This window comes from Aquimarina sp., assembly GCF_977115655.1.
In genome coordinates, this window is sequence record NZ_CDSBKO010000005.1 from 108,519 (window position 1) to 121,671 (window position 13,153).

Below are 13,153 nucleotides of genomic sequence, written 5' to 3' on the forward strand. Positions count from 1 at the left end.
ATTTAAAAAAATAAAACATATTCCTACGTATAATCATTATTTACTTGATTTACATATAGTTAATTTTTAAAATAATAATTTTGTATTTTTACTTAAATAGCAGTCACTATGAAAAATTATTTTATCTTTTTTTGTCCTTTTATAGTATTAATAAGTCTTTGGGGATGCAGCAGTAGCGATGATAATGAAAATACTACAAATACCGATGACAACCTCACAAGCCCTCCCAATCCTGCATTTTCAAACATTTGTGAAAATGGGTTTGCACAAGGTATTTATCCCTGTAATGGTTATGATTTTGTATCTAGAATAACCCTTGCAGATATGAATGCAAGCTCTGGTAATGATAGTTGGGGATGGACAGATACCTCTACAGGAAAAGAATATGCTATAATTGGATTAAATAATGGCACTGCATTTATAGATATTTCTAATCCTGCTAATCCAGTATATTTAGGTAAACTTCCTACAGCTACTTCTAATAGTTCCTGGAGGGATATCAAAGTATATAAAGATCATGCTTTTATTGTAAGTGAAGCTGCCGATCATGGAATGCAGGTTTTTGATTTGTCCAGATTAAGAAATGTTACAACACTCCCTCAGACTTTTACAGTAGATAAAAGATATACCAAATTTGGAAATGCACATAATATTGTAATCAATGAAGATTCTGGTTATGCTTATGTAGTGGGAGCTCAAAAAAATTCGGGCCCTTATAATGGGGGGCCTTTATTTATCAACATACAAGATCCCAAGAACCCGATTGCTGCCGGCGGTTTTCTTTCGTCTGGTGAAGAATCATATAGTCATGATGCCCAAGTGGTAATTTATAATGGCCCCGATAATGATTATAAAGGTAAAGAAATTTTGATTGGCAGTAATGAAATAGAAATTGTAATCGCCGATATAACCGATAAAAACAATCCTGTTACTATTAAAACAATAAAATACCCAAATGTTGGATATACCCACCAAGGATGGTTTACCGAGGATTTTAAATATTTTATACTAGGAGATGAAACAGACGAACAACAGGTAGGGTTTAATACCCGAACTTTGATATTTAATTTTGAAGATTTGGATGCTCCTCATTTGCACATGACTTATAGTGGCACAACACCAGCCATTGATCACAATGGGTATGTAAAAGGCAACCTGTTATATTTAGCAAATTACAGAGCAGGAATTAGAGTAATCGATATTTCAGATATTGAAAATAAGAATGTGTCTGAAGTTGGTTTTTTTGATACATTTCCATCAAACAATAGTGCAAATTTTAATGGCGCGTGGAACGTGTACCCATTTTTTGAAAGTGGTACTATTTTGATTAGCGATATCGAAAAAGGGTGTGTACTGGTTCGAAAAAGCTCTTCATAAATAAACAACCTCAGAGCAAACTCTTTAAGCATGCTTCCAAAAATATACTTTGCTTTGAGATACCAGACTTGATAAATTGCACAAAAAAAGTTCTAAAAACATGTAACTGCTTTTTTCTTACTTACCTGAGTTTATTAACTTTTTTATTGTAAGCATTTTAACTCCCATAAAATATTTCAGTATCAATATAAAGTATTGATTTTTAGCAATACAAATAGAAAAAATATTGAGGTATCATTATAATACCATTTTAACTTTGAAATAGCGCTAATAAATTATTTCTTTTTCATCTGTTCTTCGTTAAAAAACATAACCGTAACTACAGCTATGCTTGATGCCAGATCAAGTCTGGTACAAGCTTTTTGCCTTGAATACTTAAAAAATAAATTCAATTTCTATACGCACTATTTCAAAGTTAAAATGGTATAACTCAGGTTATCTGAAGCAGTAAAACTCATACATAGCACATGTACTGAGCTAAACCAGAGTATAGCTACAGAAATTTTATAAGGAAGAACGAACCTAGCATTTTTAGGGTCTATTTGGTAGTAATCCCTCATTAAAAGGGTCAAGCATCAGGAATTTTTATAAACTCTTGATATTTAGTTTCTTTGTTTTAAAAATTAAGCGTATAGAAGTTTATAATAAAAGCAACAGTTTTTAACATAAATATTTGTTAAAAATTGTTAATGATTAAAACATTGCTAATATTATATAAAATTATTTGATAAATTAGTAAGATTTTTAACTAAACTTTTATAAAAAGCATGACAAAAACTTAATGTTGTAACTAACTCTTAAAACACAAACTCAATGAAAAATTTAATTACTACTCTTCTGCTGTTAATCACGGCAGTGTTTTCTTATGGTCAAACCCCTTGTCAAAATGGGTTGGCAGGTTCTTATCCTTGCAAGGATTATGATTTAATGTCTCATATAACCCTATCTACTATGAACGCCGGTTTAGGTAACGATAGTTGGGGATGGACAGATCCACAAAATGGTAATGAATATGCTATTATCGGATTAGATAATGGTACTGCATTTATAGATATTTCTAATCCTACTAATCCGGTATATTTAGGGAAACTTCCTACGGCTACTTCTAATAGCACCTGGAGAGACGTAAAAGTATATAAAAATCATGCTTTTATTGTGAGTGAAGCTGCTAATCATGGAATGCAGGTTTTTGATTTAACCAGATTGCGTAACGTAGCAAACCCTCCTCAAACATTTACTGCGGATAAGAGATACACTGAATTTGGAAACGCCCACAATATTGTGATAAATGAAGATTCCGGGTATGCCTATGTAGTAGGAGCACAAAGAAACTCTGGACCCTACAAAGGAGGACCTCTGTTTATTAATATTCAAGACCCTAAAAACCCTGTTAATGCAGGAGGACTTTTATCTGGCGGACAAAGAGCCTATACGCACGATGCACAAGTAATAACCTATAATGGTCCGGATAGTGATTATACCGGAAAAGAAATTTTAATAGGTAGCAATGAGATTGAAATAGTAATAGCAGACATTACCAATAAATCAAACCCTGTAACTATATCTACCATAAAATATACCGATGTTAAATACACGCATCAGGGATGGTTTACCGAGGATTTGAAATATTTTATATTGGGAGATGAGCTGGACGAACAAGGTGTTGGTTTTAATACCAAAACAATTATATTTGATTTTCAGGATCTGGATAATCCAAAATTTCACTTTAACTACTTTGGGCCTACTCCCTCTACAGATCATAATGGATATGTAAAAGGCAATTTATTCTATCTGGCAAATTATAGAGCTGGGTTAAGAGTAATAGATATTTCTAGTATAGGAGCTAAAACAATGACAGAGGTGGGGTTCTTTGATACCTATACCTCTAGTAATAGTGTAAGCATGGATGGTGTATGGAACGTGTATCCTTATTTTAATAGTGGTAACATTGTAATAAGTGATATCCAGGGAGGATTTTTCTTAGTTCGCAAAAGTAATACTTCTGGAGGAGAATGTACCGCAACAGTACCTGCAGGAGTAACATCATCTAATACAGGAGCAACAACAGCAACAATAACCTGGACCTCCATATCAAATGCGACTTATGACATAAGATATCGCCAAACAGGAACAACTTCGTGGACCACTGTTTCTTCAAATTCGGCGTCTTATAACATAACCGGTTTAACCGCTGCTACATCTTATGAAGCACAGGTAAGAAGTAAGTGTCAGGATGGAACATCTTCTGATTTTAGTGCCTCTGCTAATTTTACAACTACCAATGTACAGATAAACTATTGTGCTTCTAATGGCAAAAGTGTTGCCGACGAATATATAAGCAATGTTAGTTTAGGAACTATTAACAATACTACAGGAGCATCAACTGGTGGTTATGCAGATAATACATCTGTTTCAACAGATATAGCAAAAGGAAGTTCGCAAACTATTACGATAACCCCAACATGGACCAACAATGTTTATGATGAAGGATATAGTGTATGGATAGATTATAACAAAGATGGGGATTTTGAAGATTCAGGAGAACAGGTATGGACCAAAACCGCCTCCAAAACAACTCCCGTTAGCGGAAGTTTTACAGTTCCTGCAGGAGCAACCGAAGGAACAACAAGAATGCGTGTTTCTATGAAATATAATGGTATACCTACCTCTTGTGAGTCTTTTCAATATGGAGAAGTTGAAGATTATACTGTAAATATTACCACAGGTGATGGTGGTGGCGGAAATCAAGGATGCTCTTCAGGAATATCTTCTTTTCCTTATAATGAAAGCTTTGAAAACACACTTGGCTCATGGACACAATCCTCTGCAGACAATATAGATTGGACTATAGATGCAAGCGGAACCCCTTCTAATAACACAGGACCAACCAGTGCTGCACAAGGCACATATTATCTGTATGTAGAAGCTTCGGGAACAGCAGGGTTTCCTAATAAACAAGCAATTATAAACTCTCCTTGTTTTGATCTAAGTAGTCAATCATCAGCCACGTTTTCATTTGCATACCACATGTATGGTGCAACAGATATGGGAAGCTTTGCCTTGGAAGCAAGTACAAATAATGGAACCACATGGACCAGTATATGGAGCCAGACCGGTAATCAGGGAAATTCCTGGAAAACTGCTAGCGTAGACCTGTCTGCTTATGTTGGAAACAGCGTACAATTAAGATTTAACAGAACAACAGGATCTACATGGCAGGCTGATATTGCTATCGACAATGTATCTTTAACTATCAATACCTCAAGAAGCGAAGCAATTACATTTGTTGAAGATACTGCTTTTTACATATTTCCAAATCCAGTTAAAGGAGATCTGTTAACTGTTTTTATAGACGGAATAGAAAAAAATGCAACTTATGAAATCAAAAACTTTTTAGGACAATCGGTAACCAAAGGTACTGTTACAAATACAATAAATGTATCTAACTTAAGAGCAGGTACATATTTTGTACAAATTGCAGCAAACAATCAGATTTATACCAAGCGTTTTGTAAAAAACTAACGCCATAAACTTATAGTCAAATGAAGACCCCTAAATTTTTATACCTTCAACATATTGTATTTACTACAATGGTTGTATTAAGTTCTTGTAGTAGTGATGATAAAGATTCGGGGACAACCCCGGATCCCGGTCCGGAAAAAGAAATTACCAGAACCATAGAATGGACAAAAACATTTGGCGGAAGTAATGAGGATAATGCCCTGTCTGTAGTAGAAACTACAGATGGGGGTTATGCTATTGCAGGCTACACCTTAAGTATGGATGGAGATATAACCGATAAAACAGCAACCGATAGCGATTTTTGGGTTCTAAAACTTACTAAAGAAGGGGAAATCGTATGGAGTAAAACCTATGGAGGAACCGGAGACGAAAGAGCAGAAAAAATTATTAAAACCAACGATGGCGGATATGCAGTAGTAGGATATAGCAGAAGTAACGATGTTGATGTAGCTTCAAATGAAGGTTTGCAGGATTATTGGGTTGTTAAACTTAATAGCGAAGGAAATATTCAATGGGAAAAAAACTTTGGTTTTTCTGGCATTGATCGAGCTTTTTCTGTAATACAAACCAATGACGGAGGATATTTTGTTACAGGATTTTTGGATGTAACTGCCAGTAATGGAGAGGGTAACGATGATAAATCAAAAAACAATACAAAACATGGTGTAGGAGAGTTTTGGGGGATAAAACTTGATGCATCCGGAAATAAGATCTGGAGACGCTATTTTGGAGGAACCAACAACGACCGAAGCTATGATGTTTTGCAAACCGAAGATAATGGGTTTTTAATGATCGGATCCTCAGAGAGTATTGATTTCAATGTCGCAGAAGGTAATGGTAGTAAAGGAAGTTATGATTTTTGGGCGGTAAAAGTAAATGCAGATGGAACTAAGTCATGGTTTAAATCTTATGGAGGTTCTGAAATAGATATTGCTTATGCAATTGCATCCTCGGGAGATGGAAAATACGTTATTGTAGGAGACTCCCGAAGTAACGATGGTGATATTTCTGATGCCAAAGGAAATGCAGATCTATGGATGATACAAATAGATGGAAACGGTACTCTTTTATGGCAAAAATCCATAGGAGGAACACAGTTTGATACTGGCAGAGGAATTTTTAAAACCCAAAACAATGAGTTTATAATTACCGGAAACTCCAGAAGCAACGATATAGATATAAAAGAAAATAAAGGACAAAGCGATATCTTAAATGTAATAATTGACAGTAAAGGAGATGTACAATGGCAATCCACAGCAGGAGGTAGTCTGGCAGAACTTGGCGAAAGTTGTTTGCAAACAAGTGATAAAAAAATAATCATTGTAGGTAGTTCTGAAAGCAATGATTTTGATGTTCCAAACAATAAAGGCTCAAAAGACTTTATCATAATAAAATATAAAGAAGAAAAAAAATGAAAAATATAATAATAATCGTATTCTCATTATTTGCAATAGTATCCTGCAAAGATGAAGACGACGATAATATGCAAACACAACAAAAAACAGGGGTTTTAAATATAGAGTTTAACAATACAATAAACGATACTCCAATTGTTTTAAGTACAGAAACATCGTACACTAATAAAAGTAACGAAACATATACTATTTCAGAACTAAAATATATTATTAGTAATATAGTGCTTATTAAATCTAACGGAGAAGAAATAAAATATCCAGTCGCAAAAAGCTATTTCTTGGTTAATGAAGATGTAAAAAATAGTAAAAAAATAGTTTTGGACAGTATAAATGTTAATGAGTATACCAAAATAAGATTTGGTATAGGTGTAGATCAATCCAAATATCCACTTAATGGAGTAAATAATTTTATTCCTACAGCACAAGAAAATGAAATGTTATGGAGTTGGTCTGCAGGATATATATTTCTTAAATTTGAAGGAAGTTATATTGTTAATGGAGGATCAAATACAGATTTTAAAATACATATAGGCAGCCATGGTACAACATTAGATAATTATAAAGAAATTACACTGGATTTACCAACCGGATTAAAAATCACAAAAGACACTACATCTGGTATAACAGTCAATGCAGATATATCCAAAATATTTGATAGTACAAACACACATTCTCTGGCTATAAAAAACAGTGTTCAGGTAGATCCCGAAAATGCCCCAAAAATTGCAGAAAATAGTGCTACAATGTTTACCGTAGTTAGCGTAAATAATTAGTATGGAATTAAGAATTTTGGCATACATAATATCTCTCCTTTTCTGGACTTCCTGTAGTTCAGAAAAGGAAGATTATGTGCCCATTATAGAGAATGCTAAACTAGAATTTACTGTCCCGGCAAATTTTCCCGAACCAAGCTATAATATTACCCTTAACCCTCCAACAGAAAAAGGTTTCGAGCTAGGAAAAAAATTGTTTTATGACGGTCGTTTGGCATCAGATGGAGTGATCTCTTGTGGATTTTGCCATATACAGGATTTTGCATTTACCCATCACACACATATTGTAAGTCACGGTGTAAACGGCGCATTGGGTACCCGAAACGCACAACCTTTGCACAATATGGCTTTTATGAAAGAGTTTACATGGGATGGAGCAGCAATACATCTGGATGTACAACCCATTATACCAATTACGGCAGAAGTTGAAATGAATGAAACATTTGCAGGAATTATAAAAAAATTAGAAGAACAACCAGAATATGTAAAATTATTTTCAGAAGCTTTTGAAGATCAAAAAATTAATTCTGATAATATGCTTAAAGCACTTTCCCAGTTTATGATTATGATGATTTCTGCAAACACTAAATACGATAAAGTAGAAAGAAATGAAGGCTCTGTATTTACCGAAGAAGAAACCGCAGGCTTGGAACTGTTTAAATCCAAATGTGCATCATGCCACCAAGGAACATTATTTACCGATCAATCCTACCGAAACAATGGTTTGCCAATTGATCCCCAATATAATGATATAGGCAGAAAACGAGTAACAGGTTTAGAGGGGGACATATATAAATTTAAAGTTCCTAGTTTAAGAAACATAGAACTTACTTTTCCATATATGCACGATGGCAGATTAAAAACCCTGGAAGATGTTTTAAATCACTACAGTGATGGCATGGCAGATTCTGAAACCCTGGATCCCCTGTTTAAAAACCCAAACGAACCTCTGGGAATCCCTATGACCACTCAGGAAAAACAACTAATTATTACTTTTCTTAAAACTCTTACAGATGACGATTTTTTAAACGATAATCGATTTTCAGAATTTTAAAAACACTCTTTTTAAGTCACTATAGTTTTTACCTATTTTAATATATAACAGATAAATGTTAGGTTTTGCGTATAAAATCTACTTATGTAGTATATTTGCATTCAATTTAGAATTAATCTATTTACAAAAATATGATCAAAGTATCTGATATAGCTAAAAAGAAAATCATCGAATTGATGAATGATGACGGATATGATGCTTCTGTAGATTATGTCCGAGTAGGTGTTAAAAGTGGCGGATGTTCTGGTTTATCGTACGATTTGAAATTCGATAAAAATCAAGAAGATGAAGATAAAGTTTTTGAAGACAATGATATAAAAATCATTGTAGACAAAAAAAGTTTCCTGTACCTGATAGGAACAACTCTTGAATATTCTGGAGGATTAAACGGTACCGGATTTGTGTTTAATAACCCCAACGCAAGCAGAACTTGTGGTTGTGGTGAAAGTTTTTCCCTTTAATTGATAAAAAAAATACCCTGAATTATTTCAAGGTCAAGAAAATGGCGTATACCGAAGACGACTTAAAGAAAGAATTAGAAACCAAAGAGTATGAGTATGGATTTTATACCGATATAGAATCAGATACCTTTCCTGTTGGTCTTAATGAAGATATCGTTCGTGCAATTTCTAAGAAAAAAGAAGAACCAGAATGGATGACAGAATGGAGGCTAGAAGCATTTCAGATTTGGAAAGAAATGGAAGAACCAGAATGGGCAAATGTTACCTACGAAAAACCAAATTTTCAAAACATCTCCTATTATTCTGCACCAAATAAAAAACCAAAATACGATAGTATAGACGAGGTAGATCCTGAATTACTGGATACATTCAAAAAACTAGGAATTTCATTAGACGAGCAGAAAAAGCTGGCAGGAGTTGCTGTAGATATTGTAATGGACTCTGTATCTGTAGCTACAACGTTTAAAAAAACATTAGGAGAAAAAGGGATTATATTTTGCTCTATTTCTGAGGCAATAAAAGAGCACCCCGAACTGGTCAAAAAGTATATCGGGTCTGTTGTCCCGCAAAAAGATAACTTTTATGCAGCTTTAAACTCTGCAGTCTTTAGTGACGGATCTTTTTGTTATATCCCAAAAGGTGTGCGTTGCCCTATGGAATTATCTACTTATTTTAGGATAAACCAAGCAGGCACAGGACAGTTTGAACGCACATTGGTAGTTGCAGACCAAGGCAGCTATGTTAGCTATCTCGAAGGATGTACAGCTCCCTCTCGTGATGAAAACCAATTGCATGCTGCAGTTGTAGAATTAATAGCATTAGACGATGCAGAAATAAAATACTCTACCGTACAAAATTGGTACCCTGGTAATGCCGAAGGAAAAGGAGGGGTTTTTAATTTTGTTACTAAAAGAGGAATCTGCGAAGCCAATGCCAAAATTTCATGGACACAGGTAGAAACAGGATCAGCAGTTACCTGGAAATACCCTTCATGTATACTCAAAGGAGATAATTCTGTTGGAGAATTTTATTCTATAGCAGTAACCAATAATCACCAACAGGCAGATACTGGTACAAAAATGATACACTTAGGTAAAAACACCAAAAGTACTATTATTTCTAAAGGTATTTCTGCAGGAAAATCTCACAATAGCTATAGAGGATTAGTGCAAATAAATAGCAGGGCGACCAATGCACGTAATTTTTCACAATGTGATTCATTATTAATGGGCAATGAATGTGGCGCACATACGTTTCCTTATATAGAAGCAAAAAACAAAACTGCTCAAATAGAACATGAAGCAACTACCAGCAAAATAGGCGAGGATCAAATTTTTTATTGTAACCAACGTGGTATTGATACAGAAAAAGCAATCGCATTAATCGTAAACGGTTTCAGTAAAGAAGTATTGAACAAACTGCCTATGGAGTTTGCCGTAGAAGCACAAAAACTTTTAGAAATTTCTCTAGAAGGTTCTGTAGGGTAATTGTGTAACCATCAAATTCTACTATAATGAAAAAACTAGGTATTTTAATTGTATTAAGTCTTATTATCTTTTCTTGTAAATCAGAAAACAAATCTGGTGAATCCAATTTAATTCGCGGAGAGTTTATTTTTATCGATGATGCAGCGGTTATAAAAGGCACTGATTTTATTTATGGTGTGGTAATTAACGAATTAACCCATGAACTGGCCAAAAAAATAGAACCATTACAAAGGGAAGAATATGATATGGTTCCTGTGGTAATAAAAGGAATTGTAAAACCTAACCCAGATGAAGGTTGGGAAGAAATAGTGGAAATAAAAGAAATTATAGGAGTAAGTGCTCCAACATCAGAATTGCCAACCAAGATTAAGTCACCTGATGGAGAAGAAAACACAGAAAAATCAGGTCACGAAGGTCATAATCACTAATAATTGAAAAAATCTTTGCTAAGAGGAGAAAACAATATAAAATGCTTGAAATAAAAAATTTACACGCAAGTGTTGAAGGGAAAGAAATCTTAAAAGGTCTTAACTTAAATGTGAAAGCAGGAGAAATACATGCTATCATGGGGCCCAACGGGGCCGGTAAAAGTACCTTAGCGAGTATTATAGCAGGTAAAGAAGAATATGAAGTTACTAAAGGGAAAATTCTTTTAGAAACAGAAGACATCAAAGAATTAGCGCCAGAAGAACGTGCTCATAAAGGTATTTTTCTGTCTTTTCAATATCCTGTAGAAATTCCCGGGGTAACGGTTACTAATTTCATGAAAACGGCTATTAACGAGACCCGAAAAGCGCAAGGCCTGGAAGAAATGCCCGCAAAAGATATGCTTAAAAAAATTCGTGAAAAATCTGAATTATTAGAAATCGACCGTAAATTTTTATCGCGTTCCCTTAATGAAGGCTTTTCTGGGGGAGAGAAAAAACGTAACGAGATTTTTCAGATGGCAATGATGGAACCTAAATTAGCCATTCTGGATGAAACAGATTCCGGATTAGATATTGATGCTCTTCGTATTGTTGCTAATGGAGTAAATAAACTAAAAAACAATAACAATGCTATTATAGTTATTACACATTACCAAAGATTATTAGACTATATAGTTCCGGATTTTGTACATGTATTATACGATGGTAAAATTGTAAAGTCCGGAACTAAAGATCTTGCTCTGGAATTAGAAGAAAAAGGATACGATTGGATCAAGGAAGAAATAAATGCATAACCTTTAGTTTAAAGTTTCAAATTTACTAGTGTATAAATATGGCTACTATAAAAAAAATTGAAGATTTAGAAATTTGGAAAGAAGCTCGAAGATTAAGCAAAAAAATTATTTTCTTGCCTGAAAACGACAAATCTAAAAAGTGATTTTAGACTAAAATTTTGGTTCAGTAATGGATAACATAGCTGAAGGTTTTGAGCGAGACGGTAATATAGAGTTCAGACAATTTCTATCTATAGCTAAAGCCTCTTCAGGAGAAACAAAATCTCAGTTATACAGAATTTTTCATTCTGGATATAGAAGAAAAAACGTTAAAGATATTAGTTAATGACTATGAAACATTAAGCAGGAGAATTTCTGGTTTTATTAGTTATTCAAATAAAAAAGAGTTTAAAGGTATAAAGTATAAAGAATCTTAACCTTGAAACCTGAAAATGTTTCATAAGAAACAAAACCTGAAACTAAATTATGGAGTTGAAAGATAAATTAGTATCCTCTTTTTTGGCCTTTGAAGATACGATAGATGTCGATAGTGCTGTTCATGATATTCGAAGCCAAGCTATTAAAAATTTTGAAGAAAAAGGGTTTCCTACCAAAAAAGAAGAAGCCTGGAAATATACATCGCTAAATACCCTGTTAAAGCATGATTATAGTATTTTTCCGAAGGAAGAAAATGCTTTGGAGTTTAAGGACATAAAAAAATTCTTCCTTTATGATCTGGATACATATAAAATTGTGTTTATAGATGGAAAATATTCTTCTCATTTATCTGAAACAACACACGATAAAATAGATGTATGTTTAATGTCTTCTGCATTAACGCACGAAAAATATCGTTTGGTGATAGAAAACCATTTTAACAAAATAGCATCAGAAGATGGCATAACATCTTTAAACACCGCATTTTCCAGAGAAGGAGCATACATTTATATTCCAAAAAACAAGCTGGCAGATAAACCAATACAAATTATACACTTTTCTACAGGAGAAGAATCTGCACAAATGCTACAACCACGCAATCTTATTGTGGTTGGAGAAAACTCGCATGTACAAATTATAGAACGTCACCAAAGTTTAACAGATAATCCTGTTTTAACCAATTCTGTAACCGAGATTTTTGCAGATAAAAGAGCCGTTGTAGATTATTATAAAATACAAAACGACAACCAAAATGCTTCTTTAATAGATAGCACCTACATAGAGCAACACGCACAAAGTGTGGCATCGGTACATACTTTTGCCTTTGGAGGGAATATTACCAGAAACAATCTTAATTTTTATCAAAAAGGAGAAGGAATTGATTCTATCCTTAACGGAGTTACAATTATTGAAGGAAAACAACACGTAGATCACAACACATTGGTACATCATACAGAACCTAATTGTGAAAGTCATCAAGATTATAAAGGTATTTTTGATGAAAAATCTACAGGTGTTTTTAATGGTAAAATCATAGTAAATAAAGAAGCCCAGAAAACCAATGCTTTTCAGTCTAATAACAATATACTATTAAGCGATAAGGCTACTATTAATTCTAAGCCTCAATTAGAAATTTTTGCAGATGATGTAAAATGCTCTCATGGTTGTACAATTGGGCAATTAGATGATAGTGCTTTATTTTATATGCGATCCAGAGGTATAGGCGAAAAAGAAGCCAGAGCTTTATTAATGTATGCATTTGCCAATAATGTATTGGCAAGTGTAAAAATACCGCAATTAAAAAGCAGAATCAATAAACTAATCGCCAATAAACTAGGTGTAAATCTTGGTTTTGATTTATAGAATCTGAAAATTTCATTTAAATTATACAAAAACCTCACAGATCTTGAAGATCTGTGAGGTTTT

At 33.8% G+C, this 13,153-nt stretch carries 11 protein-coding genes; all 11 read left to right on the forward strand.

Translation table 11 applies throughout. From position 1 onward, the window contains the following. The first annotated feature begins 108 nt into the window (after positions 1-108). The 11 genes from ACZIYX_RS03775 (at position 109) to sufD (ending at position 13,090) form a co-directional block, all read left to right on the forward strand. The gene (locus ACZIYX_RS03775) at positions 109-1,377 is read left to right on the forward strand and encodes a choice-of-anchor B family protein (protein ID WP_462680858.1); all 1,269 of its coding nucleotides are present in this window, start codon (positions 109-111) and stop codon (positions 1,375-1,377) included. Between the two features lie 813 nt (positions 1,378-2,190). Further along, the gene (locus tag ACZIYX_RS03780; protein ID WP_462680859.1) at positions 2,191-4,899 is read left to right on the forward strand and encodes a choice-of-anchor B family protein; all 2,709 of its coding nucleotides are present in this window, start codon (positions 2,191-2,193) and stop codon (positions 4,897-4,899) included. Between the two features lie 20 nt (positions 4,900-4,919). Continuing rightward, positions 4,920-6,314 carry a hypothetical protein gene (locus tag ACZIYX_RS03785; RefSeq protein WP_462680860.1) on the forward strand — a complete coding sequence of 465 codons (1,395 nt, stop codon included), beginning with the start codon at positions 4,920-4,922 and terminating at the stop codon, positions 6,312-6,314. Continuing rightward, positions 6,311-7,087, forward strand: a complete 777-nt coding sequence (locus ACZIYX_RS03790) for an MbnP family protein (protein WP_462680861.1) — start codon at positions 6,311-6,313, stop codon at positions 7,085-7,087. The genes ACZIYX_RS03785 and ACZIYX_RS03790 overlap by 4 nt, the downstream gene beginning before the upstream one ends. Before the next feature lies 1 nt (position 7,088). Further along, on the forward strand, positions 7,089-8,141 hold the full coding sequence (locus ACZIYX_RS03795) for a cytochrome-c peroxidase (protein WP_462680862.1): 1,053 nt from the start codon (positions 7,089-7,091) through the stop codon (positions 8,139-8,141). Between the two features lie 131 nt (positions 8,142-8,272). Then, positions 8,273-8,602 carry a HesB/IscA family protein gene (locus ACZIYX_RS03800; protein ID WP_462680863.1) on the forward strand — a complete coding sequence of 110 codons (330 nt, stop codon included), beginning with the start codon at positions 8,273-8,275 and terminating at the stop codon, positions 8,600-8,602. Between the two features lie 41 nt (positions 8,603-8,643). After that, a complete protein-coding gene (sufB, locus tag ACZIYX_RS03805; protein WP_462680864.1) occupies positions 8,644-10,089 on the forward strand; it encodes a Fe-S cluster assembly protein SufB in 1,446 nt (481 codons plus the stop codon). Between the two features lie 26 nt (positions 10,090-10,115). Next, complete coding sequence (locus ACZIYX_RS03810; RefSeq protein WP_462680865.1) at positions 10,116-10,517, forward strand: hypothetical protein; 402 nt, start codon at positions 10,116-10,118, stop codon at positions 10,515-10,517. Between the two features lie 41 nt (positions 10,518-10,558). Beyond that, a complete protein-coding gene (gene sufC / locus ACZIYX_RS03815) occupies positions 10,559-11,311 on the forward strand; it encodes a Fe-S cluster assembly ATPase SufC (protein ID WP_462680866.1) in 753 nt (250 codons plus the stop codon). Between the two features lie 169 nt (positions 11,312-11,480). Then, complete coding sequence (locus ACZIYX_RS03820; RefSeq protein WP_462680867.1) at positions 11,481-11,636, forward strand: four helix bundle protein; 156 nt, start codon at positions 11,481-11,483, stop codon at positions 11,634-11,636. 140 nt (positions 11,637-11,776) lie between these two features. After that, positions 11,777-13,090 carry a Fe-S cluster assembly protein SufD gene (sufD, locus tag ACZIYX_RS03825; protein WP_462680868.1) on the forward strand — a complete coding sequence of 438 codons (1,314 nt, stop codon included), beginning with the start codon at positions 11,777-11,779 and terminating at the stop codon, positions 13,088-13,090. The last annotated feature ends 63 nt before the right edge of the window (positions 13,091-13,153 follow it).